The 20,210-nt window shown below is 68.6% G+C and carries 20 protein-coding genes; 11 read left to right on the plus strand and 9 right to left on the minus strand.

The features are described from left to right. The first annotated feature begins 119 nt into the window (after window positions 1-119). Window positions 120-461: a hypothetical protein gene (locus tag AB1Z25_RS14150; RefSeq protein ID WP_107799799.1), complete on the plus strand. Its 342-nt coding sequence runs from the start codon at window positions 120-122 to the stop codon at window positions 459-461. A gap of 319 nt (window positions 462-780) precedes the next feature. On the opposite strand, the gene AB1Z25_RS14155 is transcribed toward AB1Z25_RS14150, so the two are convergent. The 3 genes from AB1Z25_RS14155 to AB1Z25_RS14165 all read right to left on the minus strand — a co-directional run bounded on the left by AB1Z25_RS14155 (window position 781) and on the right by AB1Z25_RS14165 (window position 2,569). Beyond that, a complete protein-coding gene (locus AB1Z25_RS14155) occupies window positions 781-1,728 on the minus strand; it encodes a sugar-binding transcriptional regulator (protein ID WP_474454000.1) in 948 nt (315 codons plus the stop codon). 173 nt (window positions 1,729-1,901) lie between these two features. Then, window positions 1,902-2,318: a putative toxin-antitoxin system toxin component, PIN family gene (locus tag AB1Z25_RS14160; protein ID WP_486635512.1), complete on the minus strand. Its 417-nt coding sequence runs from the start codon at window positions 2,316-2,318 to the stop codon at window positions 1,902-1,904. An 11-nt stretch (window positions 2,319-2,329) separates the two neighbouring features. After that, a complete protein-coding gene (locus tag AB1Z25_RS14165; RefSeq protein ID WP_107799802.1) occupies window positions 2,330-2,569 on the minus strand; it encodes a ribbon-helix-helix domain-containing protein in 240 nt (79 codons plus the stop codon). Window positions 2,570-2,818: 249 nt separating this feature from the next. Here AB1Z25_RS14165 and AB1Z25_RS14170 point away from each other — a divergent pair, with 249 nt between their 5' ends. From AB1Z25_RS14170 to AB1Z25_RS14210, 9 genes are all read left to right on the plus strand, one after another. Further along, window positions 2,819-3,595 carry an L-iditol 2-dehydrogenase gene (locus tag AB1Z25_RS14170; protein ID WP_019102568.1) on the plus strand — a complete coding sequence of 259 codons (777 nt, stop codon included), beginning with the start codon at window positions 2,819-2,821 and terminating at the stop codon, window positions 3,593-3,595. Between the two features lie 154 nt (window positions 3,596-3,749). Further along, a complete protein-coding gene (locus AB1Z25_RS14175) occupies window positions 3,750-5,057 on the plus strand; it encodes an ABC transporter substrate-binding protein (RefSeq protein WP_227104109.1) in 1,308 nt (435 codons plus the stop codon). Window positions 5,058-5,137: 80 nt separating this feature from the next. Further along, a complete protein-coding gene (locus AB1Z25_RS14180; RefSeq protein ID WP_227104111.1) occupies window positions 5,138-6,070 on the plus strand; it encodes a carbohydrate ABC transporter permease in 933 nt (310 codons plus the stop codon). Continuing rightward, window positions 6,067-6,891 carry a carbohydrate ABC transporter permease gene (locus tag AB1Z25_RS14185; protein ID WP_486635513.1) on the plus strand — a complete coding sequence of 275 codons (825 nt, stop codon included), beginning with the start codon at window positions 6,067-6,069 and terminating at the stop codon, window positions 6,889-6,891. Before AB1Z25_RS14180 ends, AB1Z25_RS14185 begins: the two co-directional genes overlap by 4 nt. Continuing rightward, window positions 6,888-7,571 carry an HAD family hydrolase gene (locus tag AB1Z25_RS14190; RefSeq protein WP_486635514.1) on the plus strand — a complete coding sequence of 228 codons (684 nt, stop codon included), beginning with the start codon at window positions 6,888-6,890 and terminating at the stop codon, window positions 7,569-7,571. The genes AB1Z25_RS14185 and AB1Z25_RS14190 overlap by 4 nt, the downstream gene beginning before the upstream one ends. A 21-nt stretch (window positions 7,572-7,592) precedes the next feature. Beyond that, window positions 7,593-8,690 carry an ABC transporter ATP-binding protein gene (locus AB1Z25_RS14195; protein ID WP_486635515.1) on the plus strand — a complete coding sequence of 366 codons (1,098 nt, stop codon included), beginning with the start codon at window positions 7,593-7,595 and terminating at the stop codon, window positions 8,688-8,690. A gap of 20 nt (window positions 8,691-8,710) precedes the next feature. Then, a complete protein-coding gene (gene dalD / locus AB1Z25_RS14200; protein WP_486635516.1) occupies window positions 8,711-10,102 on the plus strand; it encodes a D-arabinitol 4-dehydrogenase in 1,392 nt (463 codons plus the stop codon). A 55-nt stretch (window positions 10,103-10,157) separates the two neighbouring features. Next, window positions 10,158-11,630 carry a xylulokinase gene (gene xylB, locus AB1Z25_RS14205; protein WP_486635517.1) on the plus strand — a complete coding sequence of 491 codons (1,473 nt, stop codon included), beginning with the start codon at window positions 10,158-10,160 and terminating at the stop codon, window positions 11,628-11,630. Then, window positions 11,627-12,565 carry a carbohydrate kinase family protein gene (locus tag AB1Z25_RS14210; RefSeq protein ID WP_486635518.1) on the plus strand — a complete coding sequence of 313 codons (939 nt, stop codon included), beginning with the start codon at window positions 11,627-11,629 and terminating at the stop codon, window positions 12,563-12,565. Before xylB ends, AB1Z25_RS14210 begins: the two co-directional genes overlap by 4 nt. Window positions 12,566-12,706: 141 nt before the next feature. On the opposite strand, the gene AB1Z25_RS14215 is transcribed toward AB1Z25_RS14210, so the two are convergent. Then, a complete protein-coding gene (locus AB1Z25_RS14215; protein WP_253314509.1) occupies window positions 12,707-13,669 on the minus strand; it encodes a LysR family transcriptional regulator in 963 nt (320 codons plus the stop codon). 60 nt (window positions 13,670-13,729) lie between these two features. Further along, on the minus strand, window positions 13,730-14,818 hold the full coding sequence (locus tag AB1Z25_RS14220) for an agmatine deiminase family protein (RefSeq protein WP_107799810.1): 1,089 nt from the start codon (window positions 14,816-14,818) through the stop codon (window positions 13,730-13,732). Window positions 14,819-15,000: 182 nt separating this feature from the next. Here AB1Z25_RS14220 and AB1Z25_RS14225 point away from each other — a divergent pair, with 182 nt between their 5' ends. Next, window positions 15,001-15,825 carry a substrate-binding periplasmic protein gene (locus AB1Z25_RS14225; RefSeq protein ID WP_235087636.1) on the plus strand — a complete coding sequence of 275 codons (825 nt, stop codon included), beginning with the start codon at window positions 15,001-15,003 and terminating at the stop codon, window positions 15,823-15,825. 368 nt (window positions 15,826-16,193) lie between these two features. Here the strand turns inward: AB1Z25_RS14225 and AB1Z25_RS14230 are convergent, their stop codons facing one another. The 4 genes from AB1Z25_RS14230 to AB1Z25_RS14245 form a co-directional block, all read right to left on the minus strand. Beyond that, window positions 16,194-16,694, minus strand: a complete 501-nt coding sequence (locus AB1Z25_RS14230) for a hypothetical protein (RefSeq protein WP_486635519.1) — start codon at window positions 16,692-16,694, stop codon at window positions 16,194-16,196. 204 nt (window positions 16,695-16,898) lie between these two features. Beyond that, on the minus strand, window positions 16,899-17,291 hold the full coding sequence (locus AB1Z25_RS14235) for a DUF4280 domain-containing protein (RefSeq protein ID WP_081545670.1): 393 nt from the start codon (window positions 17,289-17,291) through the stop codon (window positions 16,899-16,901). 60 nt (window positions 17,292-17,351) lie between these two features. After that, window positions 17,352-19,049 carry a putative 2-aminoethylphosphonate ABC transporter permease subunit gene (locus AB1Z25_RS14240; RefSeq protein WP_486635520.1) on the minus strand — a complete coding sequence of 566 codons (1,698 nt, stop codon included), beginning with the start codon at window positions 19,047-19,049 and terminating at the stop codon, window positions 17,352-17,354. After that, window positions 19,043-20,143, minus strand: coding sequence for a putative 2-aminoethylphosphonate ABC transporter ATP-binding protein (locus AB1Z25_RS14245; RefSeq protein WP_486635521.1), 1,101 nt, complete (start codon window positions 20,141-20,143; stop codon window positions 19,043-19,045). Before AB1Z25_RS14245 ends, AB1Z25_RS14240 begins: the two co-directional genes overlap by 7 nt. Between the last annotated feature and the right edge of the window lie 67 nt (window positions 20,144-20,210).

Here is a 20,210-nt window from a genome sequence, read left to right on the forward strand (position 1 = left end):
CCGACACGATTCGTGCATTCTAAGCCCGCCCTCTGGAAAGCGCGAATCCGGCCGGTCCAGCCCCGGCCGGCGCGCCGGCGGCAAGCCGGCCGCGCCGCTGGCCCCCTTTAGGAGCAGCCATGCCGATACGCACCCTCCTCGCCCGATTCGCCAAGCCGCCGCCGGCCAAGCCGCTCGCTCGCCTGATCAAGACCGTGCAGCAATTGCACGCGCAGCGCGCCGACAACCCCGCCCTCGCCGCCATCGATCTCGAGCTCGCCTATCTGTCCCGCTGCTGCGAGCACTACGACGACATCGCGGACGAGCTGCGCCAATGCTGCGAGGCGCTGAGCGCGCTGCTGCTGATGCTGCGCCACACCGAAAACGCGCAACTGCGCGGCAAGGCGCTGTGGGCCTTGCTGGAGCCGCTGCAGCAACGTTTGCAGCTGGCGGCGGCCAAGCTGGAGGCGGTGACCTCCTGAGCGGCGGCGTGACCGTCGCGCCAGCCAGCGCGAGACTAGCGCTTGCGGCCGAGACGGCGCCCATGCGTTTTAGAAGCCGCGCTCACCGCGCCGCGGCTCACGCTGCGCAAGAGAGACGGGCCGGTTCCGAGCCCGCCCGCGCTCATGCGCGCCGCCTTTCAGAGCCAGCTCAAAGTCTCGCAAGCAAGGGCGAGACAAGGCGAAAACGAGTGAAAAAGCGGAATGTACACGTGGCACAAAGCATTTTGAGCGTGTACTCACCGTGCAACGCTCCACGAAGCGCAGCAGATCGTAAACAGCTTCTTAGAGGCCGCTGGCCTCATCCTTCCAGCATCTTGCGCGCGCAGGCCTCGTCGGTGACCAGGCCGGACAGCCATTCTCCGCGCAGCGCCGCCAGGATGGCCGCCGCCTTGCCCTCGCCGCCGGCGAAGGCGATCACCGGCTTGGCCGGCCGCTGCCGCAAGGCCAGGCTGGTCACCCGCTGCTGCACCGCTTCGCCCACCAGCCGGCCGGCGCTGTCCATCGGCCGGCCCAGCAGCTCCGCCACCGCCTGGCGCGCCATCAGCCCGGCAATCTCCTCCTGATCCAGAAAGCCGTCCTCCTGCAAGGGGCAGCCCGGTTCAATGGCGCCGATGCCGATGAAGGCCACGTCGGCCTCCGCGCCCAGCGCTTCCACCGCGCGGTACAGCCGGTGGTGGCACCATTGCGCGCGGTCGTCGGCGCTGTCGGCGTACAAGGGCGCCGGCAGCAGGTAGTAACGGCTTTGGGTTTTCTGCGCCGCCGGCAAGGCCACGTCGTAGCGGTTGGAGCAGCCGTCGTGGGCGATGGTGCCGATCAGCGACACCAGCCGGTGCTGCGGGCTGTGGATGTCGCCCAGCTCGTCGATCACGGCCTTGAGCGTGCGGCCGGAGCCCAGCGCCGCCACCAGCGGGCGCGGCTGCTGCAAATAGCGCTCGAACACGCGCGCGCCGGCCACCGCCAGCTTCTTGCGCAGTTCCGCCGGCGTGTCTGCGTCGGCCGGCACCACCTCGCACAGTTGCAGGCCGAAACGCCGGCGCAAGGCTTCCGCCAACTCCAGGCAGGCCGCCACCGGATGCGTCACCGTCACCTTGACCAGTCCCTGGTCCACCGCCGCCGCCACCAGCCGCTGCGCCACCTGGCGCGACACTTGTAGCTGCTCGGCGATCTCGTTCTGGGTCTTGCCCGCCACGTAATACAGCCAGGCGGCCCGCGCCGCCTGGTCCAGCTTTTCCTGCTGTTTGGACAAAACACCCTCCTCGCTTACCAATCCTTGTCGCTACGTCAAAGCAGCTCAGAGCCTGTTCACAATCTGCGACGCGTCGTGAGACGTCACACGGCGAGTACCACTTCGAAATGCTCATGTATCACGAGTACATTCCGCTTTCTCAGCGCTGTTCCCCTTGTCTCAACTCTTGCCCGCTAGATCGTGAACCGGTTATCAGAACAGAAAATGGCCGGGGTGACGATGCGCGCGCGGCCGATGCTGCCGCGTTGCAGCAAACCGGCGCGGCGGTCCCCCGTCACCAGATAGTCCGCCTCGCCCGCCAAGGCCATCGCCAGCAGGAAAACGTCGTTCGGATCCGTCACCTCCACCCCAGGCGGCAGCGGCGGCAAAACGTCCAATACGATGGCGCGCTGCAAATTGTTAACCATGGTGCCAACGCGATGCGCGGGCAGGATGGCCCTGAGCTTGGGGTAACGGCTGGCGCGGCGCAGCTCATCGAGTTGCGCCACGGAGGTCAGCAATTCGAAGCGCGAAGCGCGCCAGGCGCGATAGATGACATCCGGCGGACCGCTTGGCGCAATCAACGCGCCCAGCAGCACATTGGTGTCCAAGATGACCCGCATCAGTCTTCACGCGCCCATTGCACCGCTTCGTCTATCAGCTCGCTCAGCTCCGTTTCGCTCATGCCGGCCGCGGCGCTCTTGGCCTGCTTGGCGGCGCTCTCCAGCAAGTAGGCGCGCACGGCCTCCTCGATGAAACGCGACAAATCGCCCTTGCGGCCGCCTCCTTGCGCGGCGATGAACATGCGCACGGACTGATCCACCTCCGGCGACACGGCGATATTCCAGCGAACGGTGTTCATGATGACATCCTCCACAAGGCGTTTATACACATAGGTGTTTATACGCCAAGCGGCATAGCGCCGCAATGACAAGCCATGCCACGCCGGAACCGGCCCCGCCGTCGTCACGGGCGGCAAGTTTTTCTTAAAAATCATGCTGCTATGCAGCACTTCTTTTTCGCCCTCTGCGCTTGACAGCCTTCTTCATTTTATCGAATATTTGCCCACAACAAGAGCAAATGCTCAAAAACAATCTTTGGAGGAGAAAGCATGAAGTTGAAACACAAGGTGGCCATCGTCACCGGCGCGGCCGGCGGCATCGGGCTGGCGGTGGCGCGCCGCTATCTGGCCGAAGGCGCGCGCTGCCTGCTGGTGGACCTGCGGCTGAGCCCGGAACTGCTGGCGCTGGCCGGCGGGGCGGACGCGGACAACACGGCCTTGCTGGCCGCCGACATCGGCAAGCGCGACGATATCGAACACATCGTCCGCGCCGCGATCGAGCGCTTCGGCCGCGTGGACATCCTCTACAACAACGCGGCGCTGTTCGACCTGGCCCCGCTGCTGGAAGCCAGCTGGGACAGCTATGAGCGGCTGTTCGCCGTCAACGTCAAGGGCATGTTCTTCCTGATGCAGGCGGCGGCGCGGCAAATGGCGGCCCAGGGCGAGGGCGGCAAGATCATCAATCTGTCGTCCCAGGCCGGCCGCCGCGGCGAGGCGCTGGTGGCCCATTACTGCGCCAGCAAGGCGGCGGTGATCAGCTACACCCAGTCCGCCGCCCTGGCGCTGGCGCCGCACGGCATCAACGTCAACGCCATCGCGCCCGGCGTGGTGGACACGCCGATGTGGGATCAGGTGGACGCGCAGTTCGCCCTTTACGAGAGCCTTGGCCCCGGCGAGAAAAAACGGCGGGTGGGCGCGGCGGTGCCGCTGGGCCGCATGGGCAGGCCGGAGGATTTATGCGGCGCGGCGGTGTTTCTCGCCTCCGCCGACGCGGACTACATCACCGCCCAGACGCTGAACGTGGACGGCGGCAACTGGATGAGCTGAGCCGCCACGCCGGCAAACCGCCCTGATTCACGCCTCAAGACCCGATCCAGAACCGCAGACACCGCCCCGAGCGGGTCCGAGCCGCCGCCGCATCGCGCCCGGCAAGCCGGCCGCACCAGCTTTGTCCGCAACGCTTCAAGCAAGGAGAAACGCCATGACCAGACCCTGCCGCTTCCCGCTGGCCGCCACCCTGCTGCTGGCCGGCTCCGCCCACGCCGCCACCCTCACCATCGCCACGCTGAACAACCCGGACATGATCACGCTGAAAAAGCTGTCCCCGGCCTTCGAGGCGCAAAACCCCGGCATCAAGCTCAACTGGGTGGTGCTGGAGGAAAACATGCTGCGCCAGCGCGTCACCACCGACATCGCCACCAAGAGCGGCAAATTCGATCTGATGACGATAGGCACCTACGAAGCGCCGATCTGGGCCCAAAAAGGCTGGTTGCAGCCCATGGATCAACTGGCGCCCGGCTATGAGCTGGCCGATGTGGTCAAGACCGCGCGCGACGCGCTGTCCTACAAGGGCCAGCTGTACGCGCTGCCCTTCTACGTGGAAAGCTCGATGACCTATTACCGCAAGGACTTGTTCGCCAAACTGGGGCTGAACATGCCGGAGCGGCCCACTTACCAGCAGATCGCCGGCTTCGCCAAAACGCTGAAGGAAAAAGGCGGGGTGTACGGCATCTGCCTGCGCGGCAAGGCCGGCTGGGGCGAGAACATGGCCTATCTGTCCACCCTGATCCACACCAACGGCGGCCGCTGGTTCGACGAGCAATGGCGGCCGACGATAGACAGCCCGGAGTGGAAGCAGTCGCTGAACTTCTACGTGGACCTGATGCGCCGCTACGGCCCGCCCGGCGCCAGCACCAACGGCTTCAACGAGAACCTGACCCTGTTCGCCAGCGGCAAATGCGGCATCTGGATAGACGCCACCGTGGCCGCCGGACTGTTGTTCAACCCCAAGGAATCCCAGGTGGCGGACAAGGTGGGCTTCGCCCAAGCGCCGACGGGGGTGACGCCCAAGGGCTCCAGCTGGCTGTGGTCCTGGGCGCTGGCGGTGCCCAAGTCCTCGCGCCAGCAGGCGGCGGCCAAGCAGTTCGCGCAATGGGCCACCTCCAAGGACTACATCCGGCTGGTGGCCAAGGATCAGGGCTGGACCTCGGTGCCGCCCGGCACCCGCCTGTCCACTTACCAGCAGCCGGAATACCAGAAGGCCGCGCCCTTCGCCAAATTCGTGCTGGCGGCGATCCAGCAGGCCAATCCCAATGAGCCGGCGCTGAAAAAAGTGCCCTATACCGGCATCCAGTATGTCGGCATCCCGGAGTTCCAGTCCTTCGGCACCGTGGTGGGCCAGGCCGTTTCCGGCGCGCTGGCCGGTCAAAGCAGCGTGGACGCGGCGCTGAAAGCCGGCCAGGCGGCGGCGGACCGGGCGGTGCGGCAAGGCGGTTATCAGAAGCCGTAAGAACCTACGGAGTCTGCCCCCAGCGCTTCGCCGCTCCCATCCACCCACGACCGCCGTCGCGGCGGTCCGGAGGAAAACCCATGCCCTCTCCCGCTCACACTTTGCGCGCCGACGCCGGCGCGGCCCCGCCGCCCAGGCCGCGCCGCGGCGGCGTACAGCGCTGGCTGCTGGCCCCGGCGGTGCTCAGCCTGTTGCTGTGGTCGCTGGTGCCTCTGGCGATGACCCTGTATTTCTCGGTCAACCGCTACAGCCTGCTGAGCCCGGACGAATCCGGCTTCGCCGGCCTGGACAATTACCGCTTCCTGTGGAGCGATCCGGCCTTTGTCCCCTCCATCGCCAACACCTTGCTGCTGACCGGCGCGGTGCTGCTGATCTCCGTCGTCGGCGGCGTGCTGATGGCGGTGCTGTTCGACCAGCCCTGCTTCGGCCGCGGCCCGGCCCGGCTGCTGGCCATCGCGCCCTTCTTCGTGATGCCCACCGTGGGCGCGCTGATCTGGAAGAACATGCTGCTGCACCCGGTCTACGGCCTGTTCGCCGCCGCCGCGCAAGCGCTCGGCCTGCCGCCGGTGGACTGGCTGGGCCAGTACCCGATGTTCTCTCTCATCCTGATCGTCAGCTGGCAATGGCTGCCCTTCGCCTTCCTGATCCTGCTCACCGCCATCCAGTCGCTGGACCCGGAGCAGAAGGAAGCCGCCCAGATCGACGGCGCCGGCCCGCTGGCCATGTTCTTCCACATCGTCCTGCCGCATCTGAGGCGGCCCATCGGCGTGGTGGTGATGATTGAAACCATCTTTTTGCTATCGGTGTTCGCGGAGATCTACGCCACCACCGGCGGCGGCCCCGGCACCTCTACCACCACGCTGTCCTTTTTGATCTACGCGGTGGGCTTGCAGCAATTCGATGTCGGCCTGGCGTCCACCGGCGGCGTGCTGGCGGTGGTGCTGGCCAATATCGTGGCGGTGTTCCTGATCCGCATGCTGGCGCAGAACTTCAAGGAGGAACGACAAACATGAACGCGAAAGCGACGCTGTCCTGGCGCTACGCCGCCACCTCCGCCGCGGCCTGGCTGATCGCCCTGCTGCTGTTCTTCCCCATCCTGTGGATGCTGCTGACCGCCTTCAAGACCGAGGCCCAGGCCTACCAGCTCAGCCTGTGGTTCCAGCCCACGCTGGACAGCTTCCGCGAGGTGTTCGCCCGCAGCGACTACCTGGCCTTTGCCGGCCATTCCGTCGCCGTGTCCTTCGGCGCCACCGCGCTCAGCCTGCTGCTGGCGGTGCCGGCCGCCTACAGCCTGGCCTTCCATCCCGGCGCGCGCGCGCAGCCGCTGCTGCTGTGGATGCTGTCCACCAAGATGCTGCCTTCGGTGGGCGTGCTGCTGCCGGTCTATCTGCTGCTGAAACAGGGCGGCCTGCTGGATACCGTGACCGGGCTGGCGCTGGTCTACGCGCTGGCCAATCTGCCGATCGCGGTGTGGATGGCCTACACCTATTTCTGCGAAGTGCCGCGCGAAATCCTGGAGGCGGCGCGCATGGACGGCGCCGGCCTGTGGCAGGAAATCATGCATATGCTGCTGCCGATGGCCCTGCCCGGCCTGGCGTCCACCAGCTTGCTGTTGCTGATTCTGAGCTGGAACGAGGCGTTCTGGAGCATCAATCTGTCCAGCGCCCACGCCGCGCCGCTGACGGTGTTCATCGCCTCCTACTCCAGCCCGGAGGGCCTGTTCTGGGCCAAGCTGTCCGCCGCCTCGCTGCTGGCGGTGGCGCCCATCCTGGCGCTGGGCTGGCTGACGCAAAAGCAGCTGGTGCGCGGCCTCACTTTCGGGGCGGTCAAATGAGCGCCGCCGTCTCCCATCTGGTCTGCGATTGCGACGGGGTGCTGCTGGACAGCGAGGCCGCCGCCCAGCGCGCGCTGCAAACGCAGCTGGCGGTGCGCCTGCCGTCCGGCGTGGACGCGGCCGCGGTGATCCAGCCGCGGCTGGGCATGACGCTGGAAGCGCTGTTGGCCGACATCGCCCGCCAACACCCCTTGCCGCTGACGCCGGACGAGATCGCGCGCATCCGCCGGGCGGTGGACGCCGAGGTGGCGGCGCGGCTGCGGGCCGTGCCCGGCGTGGCCGCCGCCTTGCGCGCCATCCCCTTGCCCAAGGCGGTGGCCAGCAACAGCGCCGGGGCGCGGGTGCGCGCGGCGTTGCGCCGCACCGGGCTGTGGCCCTTGTTCCAGGGCCGCGTGCATTGCGCCGACGAGGTGGGCGCGGCCAAGCCGGCGCCGGATGTCTACCTGGCGGCCTGCCGCTCGCTGCGCGCCGCGCCGGATGCCTGCCTGGCGCTGGAGGACAGCGTCACCGGCGTCACCGCCGCCCGCGCCGCCGGCCTGCGCGTGCTGGGCTTCGCCGGCGCCGGCCACATCGCCGCCGGCCACGCGGAGCGGCTGCTGGCCGCCGGGGCCGGCCTGGTCTTCGACGATATGCGGCGGCTGCCGGAGCTGGTGCGCCGGCTGCAAGCCCGTCCGTTCTGAAATACTGAAAGGAGAAAACGCATGGCAAGCGTCCAATTGCGCCATGTCGGCAAACGCTACGGCGACGGTCCGGAAGTGATGTCCGACATTCAACTGCACATCGACGACGGCGAATTCGTCGTCTTCGTCGGCCCGTCCGGCTGCGGCAAGTCCACGCTGCTGCGCATGATCGCCGGCCTGGAGGAGATCAGCGACGGCGAGCTGGAGATAGGCGGCGAACGCATGAACGAGGTGCCGGCGGCCAAGCGCGGCATCGCCATGGTGTTCCAGTCCTACGCGCTCTACCCGCATATGAGCTTGTACGACAATATGGCCTTCGGCCTCAAACTGGCCGGCAAGAGCCGCGCCGAGATCGACGCCGCGGTGCGCCGCGCCGCCGCCATCCTGCACATCGACCACCTGCTGGAGCGCAAACCCAAGGCCCTGTCCGGCGGCCAGCGCCAACGGGTGGCCATAGGCCGCGCCATCACCCGCCAGCCCAAGGTGTTCTTGTTCGACGAGCCGCTGTCCAATCTGGACGCGGCGCTGCGGGTCAAAATGCGGCTGGAGTTCGCCCGCCTGCACCAGCAACTGAAAACCACCATGATCTACGTGACCCACGATCAGGTGGAGGCGATGACGCTGGCGGACAAGATCGTGGTGCTGTCGGCCGGCCGCGTCGAACAAGTGGGCGCGCCGCGCGCGCTCTACCACCATCCGGCCAACCGTTTCGTCGCCGGCTTCATCGGCTCGCCGCGGATGAATTTTCTGCCGGGCCGCGTGTTGAGCATCCAGCCGGCAGGCGTGGCCGTGCGTCTGGACGGCGGCGGCGAGCTGCTGGCGGCGGTGACGGCGCAAGACCTGAAGCCCGGCGACGCCGTCGCCGTCGGCGTCCGCCCGGAACACCTGCAACCGGCCCCCGGGCCAGCGGCGCTGCGCGCCCGCGTGGCCGCGGTGGAAAGCCTGGGCGACTGCGCCTATCTGTACGCCGAGGCGCCGGACGCCGACGAGCCGCTGATCAGCCGGATCTCGGACGCGCAGGACTTCGCCGCCGGCGGCGAAACCGGCTTCAGCGCCCTGCCGCGACACTGCCACCTGTTCCGCGAGGACGGCCAGGCCCTGCCGCGCCTGCCGCGCTAAACCCCGCCATGGAACCCGCGATGACACTTGCCCCCACCCCGCCGCGCTGGCTGCACATCGGCGCCGGCGCCTTCCACCGCGCCCACCAGGCCGTCTATCTGGACCAACTGGCCGGCGCCGACGCCGAGCCCTGGCGGCTGGCCGTCGGCAATATCCGCGCCGACCTGAACCCGCTGCTGGAGCAGTTGGCGGCGCAGCAAGGCCAGTACACGCTGGAAACCGTCAGCCCGGCCGGCGAGCGCCGCTACCGGCGCATCCGCGCCATCGACGCGGTGCTGCCCTGGGACCGCCAACTGAGCGCGCTGATAGGCGAAGGCGCGCATCCGGCCACCCGGGTGATCTCCTTCACCGTCACCGAAGCCGGCTACTACCTGAACCAGGAGCAGGCGCTGGACACCGCCAATCCGGAGCTGGCGGACGATTTGCACGGCGGGCTCAACACCCTGTACGGCGCCGTCGCCGCGATTTTGCGCGCGCGCGCGGCGCGCGGCGGCGGCGCGCTCACCTTGCTTAACTGCGACAATCTGCGCCACAACGGCGAGCGCTTCCGCCAGGGCCTGGAACAGTTTCTGACCCTGCGCCAGGAAACCGAGCTGCTGGCGTGGACGCGCCGCCACAGCAGCTGCCCCAACGCCATGGTGGACCGCATCACCCCGCGGCCGCCGCCGGAGCTGGCGGAGCGGGTGGCCGCCGCCACCGGCTGGCGCGACCCCTGCGCGATCACCGCCGAATCCTTCATCCAGTGGGTGATAGAGGACCGCTTCGCCGCCGGCCGCCCGGCGCTGGAGCGCGTCGGCGCGCAGCTGGTGGCCGATGTCCAGCCCTATGAGGAAGCCAAGATCCGCATCCTCAACGCCAGCCACAGCGGCATCGCCTGGGCCGGCAGCCTGCTGGGCCTGGACTTCATCCACCAGGGCGCGGCGGACCCGGACATCCGGCAACTGGCTCACGACTACGTCAGCCAGGACGTGATCCCCTGCCTCAGCCCCAGCCCGCTGGACCTAGCCGGCTACCGCGACAGCGTGCTGGAGCGCTTCGGCAATCCGGCGCTGGGCGACAGCAATCAGCGCGTGGCGGCGGACGGCTACGCCAAGCTGCCCGGCTTCATCGCGCCCACGCTGCGGGAATCCATCGCCGCCGGCCGCCGGCCGGACGCCTGCGCCATGCTGCCGGCGCTGTTCCTGCGCTTTTTGCAACGCTGGCGCGCCGGCCGGCTGGGCTACGCCTACCGGGACGGCAGCATGGACATCGCCGCCTGCCATCGCATGCTGGCGGCCGCCGACCCGGTGGCCGCCTACTGCGCGGACCCGGAGCTCTGGGGCCCCTTGGCCGGCAGCCCGGCGCTGATCGCGCCCTTGCGCGCCGCATTGGCGCGGGTGGACAGCTGGCTGGACGGCCGCGGACGGGGATAGACTGCGCGAGAGAGCCGCCATCCGGCCGTCCGCCACTCCCTCCAAGGACAAAACCATGTATCTGGGCATCGATCTGGGCACTTCGGAAATCAAGGCCGTGCTGCTGGACGGCGACAACCGCCCGCTCGCCAGCGCCGGCGCGGCGCTGGACGTGTCGCGGCCGCGGCCGGGCTGGGCCGAGCAAGACCCGGAAGACTGGTGGCGCGCCGCCTGCGCGGCGGTCGCCAAGCTGCGCGAGCAGGCGCCGGCCGCGCTGGCCGCCACCCGCGCCGTCGGCCTGTCCGGCCAGATGCACGGCGCGGTGCTGCTGGACAGCAGGGACCGCGTGTTGCGGCCGGCCATCTTGTGGAACGATTTGCGCAGCGTGGCCGAATGCGCCGAACTGACCGCCGCCGCGCCGCGGCTCCACGCCGTCGCCGGCAACCTGGCCATGCCCGGCTTCACCGCGCCCAAATTGCGCTGGCTGGCGCGGCATGAGCCGGAGAGCTTCCGCGCCGTCGCCACCGTGCTGCTGCCCAAGGACTATCTGCGCCTGCGCCTGTGCGGCGACAAGATCACCGACACCTCGGATGCCTCCGGCACCTTGTGGCTGGACGTGGGCCGCCGCGACTGGTCCGAGGAGCTGCTGGACGCCGGCGGACTGTCGCGCCGCCAGATGCCGCGGCTGGTGGAGGGGCTGGCGCCGGCCGGACGGCTGAGCCCGGCCGCGGCCGCCGCCTGGGGCATCGCTCAGCCGCCGCTGATCGCCGGCGGCGCCGGGGACGGCGCGGCCAGCGCCGTCGGCATCGGCGCGATCGCCCCCGGCGACGGCTTCCTGTCCCTGGGCACCTCCGGGGTGATCTTCGTCGTCGACGACCGTTTCCGCCCCAATCCGGCGCAGGCGCTGCACGCCTTCTGCCATGCGCTGCCCCGGCGCTGGAGCCTGATGAGCGTGATGCTGTCCGCCGCCAGCTGCCTGCGCTGGTTCTGCCGGCTGGCCGGCGTGGACGAGGCGACGCTGCTGACGGAAGTCGAGCGGCTGAGCCCGGCGGAGCAAGCCGCCGCGCCGGTGTTCCTGCCCTATTTGTCCGGCGAGCGCACTCCGCACAACGACCCCTTCGCCCCCGGCGCCTTCTGGGGCCTGAGCCAGGCGCACGGCCGCGCCGCGCTCGGCTACGCGGTGCTGGAGGGCGTCGCCTTCGGCATGGCGGACGGGCTGGACGCGCTGCGCGCCGCCGGCGCCGCGCCGCGAGCCTTGTCCCTGGTGGGCGGCGGCGCGCGCAGCCCGTTCTGGGCGCAGTTGCTGGCCGACGCGCTGGACGCCGAAATCCTCACCCATCAGGGCGGCGAAGCCGGCGCCGCGCTGGGCGCGGCCCGCCTGGGCTGGCTGGCGGACGGCGGCGACCTCGGCGCCGTCTGCGCCAAACCGCCGCTGCGGGCGCGCTGCGCGCCGGACGCCGCCCGGCATCAGGCCTTGCAAGCTCGCCTGCGTCACTTTCGCGCCCTCTACCAGGCGCGGCCCCCCTCATTTGCGGAGACCTCCCCATGATTCTGTGCTGCGGCGAAGCCCTGTACGATTTTTTCCTGGAACCCGGCGCGGCGGAATGGCCGCAGCTGAACTACCGCGCCGTGCCCGGCGGCTCGCCGTTCAATGTGGCCGTGGGCCTGGCGCGGCTGGGCCGGCGCGCGGCCTTGCTGACGCCCTTGTCCAACGATTATCTGGGCGCGCAGCTGCGGCGGCTGTTGGAGCGGGAGGGGGTGGACGGACGCTATCTGCTGCCACGCGATCTGCCCACCACCTTGGCGATGGTGAGCGTGGACGCAGGCGGCCAGCCGCAATACGGCTTCTACGGCGAGCGCGCGCCGGAAGCCAGCCTGCGCCCGGAGGAGCTGCCGACGCTGGACGACGAGATCGCCGCCGTCCACTTCGGCTCCTACGCCTTGGTGGGCCGCCCCGGCGGCGAGGCGCTGCAAGCGCTGGCGGCCCGCGAAAGCGGCCGGCGGCTGATCTCGCTGGATCCCAATCTGCGGCTGAACGTGGAGCCGGAACGGGCGCGCTGGCGGCAATGCCTGGACATCCATCGCCGCCACGCCCATCTGATCAAGGTCAGCGCCGAGGATCTGGCCCTGCTGTATCCGGGACAGGAGATCGAAGCCTGCGCCCGCGGCTGGCTCGCCCCGCCATGCCAGTTGCTGCTGCTGACCCGCGGCGAACAAGGCGTGCGCGTGTTCAGCCGCCGTCACGGCGAATGGGAACAGCCGGCCGCCGCCGTCCAGGTGGTGGACACCGTGGGCGCCGGCGACAGCTTCCAGGCCGCGCTGCTGTGCCGGCTGGCCGAGCTGGGCCGGCTGAGCCCGGACGGGCTGGCGGCGCTGAGCCGGGCGGAAACCGAGGATCTGGTCCGCTTCGCAACGCACGCCGCCGCCCTCACCTGCGCGCGGCGCGGGCCGGACCTGCCGCGACGGGCGCAGCTGGCGGACTAAGCGCCTGTTCAAAGCCTCGCGAGCGAGGGCGAGGCCAGGCGTTGCGGCGGAGAAAGCGGAATGTGCTCGCGGCGCATGAGCATTTCGAAGCCGCGCTCGCCGCGCCGCGTTTCACGAATAGCGGCAGACTGTGAACAGGTTCTAAAGTGGCGCCGACTCGCCGCCGCCCTCTGCCCGCAGCCAATCAAACAGATTCGCCATCGCCTCGCTGCGCAGCGCGTCGCGCGGCCGAGACAACCACCATTGCGCGCCGGGCCGGCGCGGGTAGCCGGCCAGCTCGCGCAGCCTGCCTTCGGCCAGCGCCTCCTCCAAGGCCGGCGACGGCAGACAGGCGATGCCGTGGCCGCGCAGGGCCGCGTCCAGCGCCAGCTGCGGCGCGTCGTAAACGGCGGCGACGCCGAAACGCGGCGACAAGGCCCGCACCGCGGCCTCCGCCTCCTCCGGCATGCGCGTCTTTTCCAGGCAGATCAAACGCGCCAGCTGCGGATGGCGCTCGGCCGGCAACGCCGCCAGCTGTTCCGCCAAGGCCGGCGCGGCGACGAAACGCCAGTCCTCGCGCAGCCAGGCCGCGTCCTCCCAGCCGGCCGTCGCCATCGGCTGCCGGCCGATGACGATGTCCACGTCGATCTCATCGGCCTGGCCCGGCTCCTCGTCTATGGACAACAAGGGCACGATGTCGGGATGGGCGGCGCGCAGCCGGTCCAAGCGTCCCTGCAGCCAGCCGTGCAGTAAAAAAGCCGGCCCCACCAGCACCACCAGGCCCGGGTCCGTGTAGACCGCGATGCGGTCCAGCCCGCGCCGCAGCGTGTCCAGCGCGCGCCGCACGCTTTGTTGCAGCATTTCGCCGGCAAAGGTCAGTTCGATGCCGCGGCCCACTCGCTGGAACAAAGGCTGGCCGACAAAGGCCTCCAGCTGTTGAATCTGGTGACTGACCGCGGACTGCGACAGATGCAGCGCCTCGGCGGCGCGGGAAACGCTGCCCAGGCGCGCGGCGGCTTCGAAGCCGGTCAGCAGCCGCAGCGAGGGCAGGCGGCCAAGCGCGCCCGTCGCCGGGTCTTCCCGCTCGGCCGCCTGCGGCCCGCCGCTGTTATCGCCTCTCTCCATCCGAATATGTCCTCCTGATTTCCGGCCGGCGCGGACGCGCAGCGGGCTGTGAACGCATGCTCAAGCCGGTTGCTGCTGGGTCGCGCAATGAATGCCCCCGCCGCCTGCAGCGATGCCGTCGATGTTCAGCTGCACCACCTCGCGTTGCGGGAAGAGCTCGCGCAAGGCCGCGCCCGCGTTGCGGTCCGCCTTGGCGTCGCCGAACTCCGGCGCGATCACCGCCCCGTTGCAGACGTAGAAATTGATATAGCCGGCCGCCATCTCGTGGCCCTCGTACTCCGGCCTCACCCGCTCCGGCCCCGGCAAGACCACCACCTCCAACTTGCGGCCGCGCGCGTCCCGCGCCTGGCGCAGCAGGCTCAGATGACGGCGCGTCACCTGGTAATCGTAAGACTGCGGGTCCGTCTCCAGGCCGGCCACCACCACGCCGGGGCGGGCGAAACGGGCGTAAAAATCGGTATGGCCGTCGGTGATGTCGCGGCCGGCGATGCCGGGCAGCCAGATCACCTTGTCCACGCCCAGCAGCCGGCGCAGTTCGCGCTCGCACTGCGCCTTGCTCAGGCCCGGGTTGCGATTGGGATTGAGCACGCAGCTTTCGGTGATGATGGCGGTGCCCTCGCCGTCCACCTCGATGCCGCCGCCCTCCAGCACCAGCGAGGTCCGCACGACCGGCGCGCCGCTCTTGGCCGCCACCGCGGCCGCCACCTTGGCGTCCCTACGGTGCGCCTGCTTACCGCCCCAGCCGTTGAAGTTGAAATCCACCGCCGCCGCCCCGCCCTTGCCCTTGACGAAGATCGGGCCGCTGTCGCGTATCCACAGATCGTCCAGCGGCTGCTCCACCAGTTCCACCTTGGGGCCGCACAGCTTGGCCGCCAGCGCCATGTCCTCGGCGCGCGTCAGCATGCGCACCGGCTCGTGGGCGGCGATGGCCTGGGCCACTCGCGCCAGATCCCGCCGCACCACCGGCAGCAAACTCGTGCCCCACACCTCCAGGCTGGGACCGAAGGCCATCCAGGTGGCGGCGTGACCCTCGCCCTCGTCCGGCATACGGTAGCCGGCCGCGTTCGGCTCCGCGCTCCAAGCGCGGGCGGCCATCATGCCGCCCGCCGTCAACAGGCTTGCGCCCAGGAATTGTCGTCTAGTGCTCATCGCCGTGTCTCCAAGGCCGGTTTCCAGCCACATGGCCGTGCTTGGCATTGTGCAAGCGGACATGCATTTGAAAAAGCGATGAATTTTGCGGAAACCTATCTATTTCTATCATGTATTTGCCGCCGCCGCGCGCCGGCGGGAAGAATGACATAAGCTGAAGACGGAATACAGGAGGGGCCGGCATGCGTCTCGCGCTTTGCATCATCATCGCCGTCATCGCGGCCCAGGCCCGCCTGGCCCTGGCGCAAGATCCGGAACTGGTGATGGGCTACCGCACCAATGAACGGCGTCCCTATATCGACGACGACAACGACGAAGGCATCTATAAAACCCTGTACAGCCGCGCCTGCCAAAAAATCGGCTGCACGCTGAAAGTGGTGCGCCTGCCAAAGAAGCGCGTGCTGCAAGCGCTGGCGCAGGGCGAGGTGGACTTCTATCCCGGCTACACCTACAACGCGGAGCGCGAGCCCATCGCCCTGTTCCTGCCCAACGGCCTGCGCGAGCGCCATGTCGTCATTACCCGCGCCAGCCACCCCGCGGTACGCGGCTACGCCGATCTGGACAATGGCGTGGAGCTGCGCAGCCTGGGCAACCCGGACCTGATTCCCCTGCCGTGGCAAGCGCGCATCAAGGTGCTGCAAGTGCCGGAAATGGATGTGGAGCGCGCCTTTCGCCTGATCAGCGCCGGCAAGGCGGATTTCTACATCTACGACGAACTGACGCTGCGCTTCTACTGGGAGCGGCTGCGGCCGGCCGGGCTGACGCTGCACCCGTCGCTGGAGCCCTGGCAAGCCATGCATATGGGCTTTTCCAAACACTCCCGCTTTTACCGCGCGCAGCCCAATCCGGATTACCGCGCCGACCAGCCCTTAAACCCGGACAACTACCCGCTGCGGCTGGACCCGGCCTCGCTGGCCGGCAGACTGACGGCCGCCTTGCAGGCGATGAAGCAATCCGGCGAAACCGAACGCATCGTCGAACACTTTCTCCAGACGCCGGCCCGGTAAATGGAAAGCCACCGGCTCCCACCCCCATAAACAAAACCCCTGACGCCGCCGTACGGCGCGTCAGGGGTTCCTGCGGCAGACTTTAAGAATCTGTTTACGATCTCGCGAGCAAGGGCAAGACAAGACGGAAACGAGTGAGAAAGCGGAATGTACAGGTGGTACATGAGCATTTCAAAACCATTTTCAACGACGTATCGCCGACGCGCAGCAGACTATGAACAGATTCTAAGAGCCTGTTCACGATCTCGCGAGCAAGAGCGAGACAAGGCGAAAACATGCGAAAAAGCGGAATGTACTCGTGGTACATGAGCATTTTGAGCATGTTTTTAACGCCGTATCGCCGACGCGCAGCAGATCGTAAGCAGGTTCTAAGGCGTGACCCGCATATAGGGCGTGGTGCTCAACGTCGCGCTGATGGAGCAACCGCCGGACAGCTGGGCCGCGTCCAGGCCGATCACGGTTTCGCTGCCGTTGTCGGCAACGCTGCCGACTATCTTGGTGGGCCCGCACAGGCCGCCGGCGATCGGCGATTTCACGTTCACCGCCACATTGTCCAAGGTCAGCTGGGTGGCGGTGTCCACATGGCCGGTCCACGGCGAGGCGAGCGAGGCGGAGGGCTTGATCACCTTGCACAGCGCGCCGCCGCTGAACGAGGCGCTGGTGATGGCCACATTGCCGTAGCCGTCCACGGTGCCGCTGAACACCGCCTTGCAGTCCAGATCGATGCCGAACTTGCCCACCTTGGCCGGCCCCACCGCGGAAAACGGCATAGGCGCGCCGCCGGGACCGGGCGGAGTGATGGTGACGGCGAAGGCGGAAGCGGCGGCCAGGGTGAGTGCGGCGACGGCGAGACGATGGAAAAAGCTCATGACGGCTCCTTGCTTGAGAAGGTTGATTCATGCCGATCGGCAAGAAGCCAATAAATTATTATGCCAATTAAATTGAACGTTTGATTTTCATCAAGCCGCCGCCCGTCGGCCGCCTGACCTATAGACGGAGGCACAAGCGTCAGCTGTCATAGCGCGCGGGAGCATTGAGGGTGTCCGCGAAGCGCGGCAGCCTTGAACCGGCTCTCAGGGAATCATCACCGTGAACTGGCCGGGCGCGTTGATCTTGATCACCCCGCCCCAGTTGCACATCAGCATGCTGTTGCTGTCCAGCGCCGGCATATTGCCTATCAGCACCGTGGGCGCGCCCGGCGTCCACGGCGCGGCGGTGACCGGGATGCAGGGCATGGGCGTCAGCACGCCCATGGCGGCGGCGGTGGCGGCCGCCACCATCGGGTTGGCCGGGCTTTGGCACATGCCGAAGGGCATGACGTTGAGCATGGGCACGTTGTCCATGATGTTGGCGGCCGGCACGCCGCCGGCCATCACCCGGTTGGCGGGCAACACCACCAGGCTGCTGGGGGCGACGCCGAAGCTGCATTGCAGCATCGCGCCCATGCACACTTGCGGACATCCCATGCGCGTCTCCTCACTCCGGCGGGCCAAGACATGACATCGTCACGCCAAAGCAAACCGCAGTCAAGCGCGGCCGCGCCAGCCCTGGCCGCGTCGGCACAAGAGCCGTTCCAGCCCCAGCAACAGCAGCGAAACCGCGGCCGAACTCAAGGCGATCAGCGTGGCCATCGCCGCCGCCGCCGCGGTGTCGCCGGCGTCGTCCATGGTGACGATGGCCACCGCGGCCAGGCTGTTGTCCGGACTGGCGATGAAGATCAACGCCGACAGCGTGGTCATCGCGGACACGAAGAGATAGCGCATCACATCCAACAGCGCCGGCAGGCACACCGGCAAGCTCACCCGCCGCAGCGTCACCCAGAACGGCACTTTGAGCGAGGCGGCCACCGCTTCGAACTCCCCGTCCAGCTGCTTGAGCGCGGTGCTCATGGTCAGGTGGCCGGTGGTGTAGAAGTGGGCGATGGTGCAGGCGGCCATCAGCGTCATGCCGCCGTAAAGCGCATGCAGCGGATTGTCCGGATGGTTGAAGAAGAACACATAGCCCAGGCCCAGCACCAGGCCGGGCACCGCCATCGGCAGCATGGCGAAGAAGCGCAGCAGCGCGCGGCCCAGCGGCGCGGCCGGCAGCTTCTCGCAGGCGTAAGCGCCGGCGAACACCAGCAGGCTGCCCGCGCCGGCGGTGAGGCAGGCCAGCTTCAGGCTGTTGAAATAGGCGCTCCAGCCGCCGCCGTCCACGCTGTCGAACTGATAATGCGCCAACGTCAGGCTCAAGTCGTAAGGCCAGTATTTGATGAAGGAGGCGGCGACGCCGACGCCCAGCAAGGCCAGCAGCGGCAGCGAGATCGCCGCCAGCAACAGCCAGGCGGCCAGGTCGCGGCCCGGCGACGGCCCCGGCGAAAACGGCACCGCGCGCGCGCCGAGCGCCGCCTGCTGGCGACGCGCCATCCGCCGCTCGATGAAGAAGGAAAACACCGCCGGCAACAGCAGCATCAGGCCCACCACCGCGCCGCGCGGGAAGTTCTGCTGCCCCACCACCTGCTTGAAGGCTTCCACCGCCAGCACGTTGTAGTCCCCGCCCACGATCTTGGGCACGCCGAAGTCGGTGATCACCAGGGTGAACACCACCAGGCCCGCCGAGACCAGACCGTAGCGCGCGCCCGGCAGGGTGATGGTGAGAAAGCGACGCAAGGCGCCGGCGCCCAGCGCGCGGCCGGCCTCGTACAAACGCGCGTCCGACGCCGACAGCGCGGTCAGCAGGATCAGCAGCGCATGCGGAAAGGTATAGAAGGCTTCGCCCAAAACCATGCCCCAAAAGCCGTAGACGCTGCCGCCGGACAGCCAGGATTTGAGCAGGCCCTGGTTGCCGAACAAATACACCAGCGAGATGGCAGGCATCAAGGACGGCGCCAACAGTGGCGACAAGGCGATCTGACGAAACACGCCGCGGCCCCAGACGCGGCTGCGGCTCAAGCCCCAGGCAAAGGCGAAGGCCAGCGGCAGCACCAGGGCGGTGACGGTCAGCGCCAGCCACAAGCTGTGGCGGGCGGCGCGCATCAGGCCCGGGCTGTCCAGCACCTGGACGAAGTTGGCCAGGCCGACGAAGCCCCCGTCCATGTCCAATACCGATTTGCCGAAGATGAACAGCAGCGGCAGGCCCAGCGCCAAGGCCAGCAAGGCCGTCAGCGTCCATACCAGCGCGGCGGCGACGCGGCGCTCGCCGTCGGCCGGCGCCGCGCGCCGGCCTGGCAAGGCGCGGCTCAGCATGCGCCCTCTCCGGCATAGGCGCGCAGCAGCGCGGCCGGCAACTCCACCGGCACCACCTCGCCCGGCGTCAGCGGCTGGCGTTGCAGCATGGACGGGCAGATTTCAGCGTGCAGCAGCTGGCCGGGCATGCCTTCCGGCTGCAGGCGCAGCCGGGTCATCGCGCCGCCGAAGCTGATGTCGGCCACCCTCGCCAGCAAGGTGTTGGGCGCGCCGTCCCAGCGCGCCTTGACGATGATGTCTTCCGGCCGCAGGAACAAGGTCAGCGCCTCGGCCTGCGGCAAGGGCGCGTCCAGCCGCAGCAGGCAGTTGCCGACGGCGGCGCCGTGGGCGTCCCGCCGCCGCGCCGGCAGCCAGTTGGCGGCGCCGACGAATTCGGCGACAAAGCGGCTGGCCGGCCGGCGGTAGATTTCGGCCGGCGTGCCGATCTGCTCGATGTGGCCGGCGTTCATCACCACCACCCGGTCGGCGATGGCCAGCGCCTCGGCCTGATCATGGGTCACCATCAGCGTGGTGACGCCCAGCCGTTTTTGCAGGCCCTTGAGCTCATCGCGCAGCTTGTCGCGCACCCGCGCGTCCAGCGCGGACAGCGGTTCGTCCAGCAGCAGCAGGCCGGGCGAGGTGGCCAGCGCCCGCGCCAGCGCCACGCGCTGCTGCTGGCCGCCGGACAACTGGGCCGGGTATTTGTCCTCGGCGCCGGGCAGGCCCGCCAGGTCCAAGAGTTCGCGCACGCGGCGGGCGTGGCGCGCGCCGCCGCCGCGCGGCTTGAGGCCGTAGGCGATATTGTCGGCGACGCTGAGATTGGGGAACAGCGCGTAGCTCTGGAACACGATGCCGTAGTCGCGGCGCGCCGGCGGCTCGTCGGTGATGTCGCGCTCCAGCAAATGGACGCTGCCGGCGTCCGGCCGTTCCAGCCCAGCGATCAGCCGCAGCAAGGTGGTCTTGCCGCAGCCGGACGGGCCCAGCAGGCAGACGAATTCGCCTTTGCGGATGGACAGCGATACGCCGTCCAAAGCGGTAAAGCCGCCAAAACGGCGGCTGAGGCCGCGGACGGACAGGTGTTCGGACAAGCCGTCCAGGCTATCGGCCGGTTTCATGCGCAACTCCAGGGTGTCTTAGAACCTGTTTACGATCTCGCGAGCAAGGGCGGGACAAGGCGTTGCG

Source organism: Chromobacterium sp. HL1 (genome assembly GCF_057418835.1).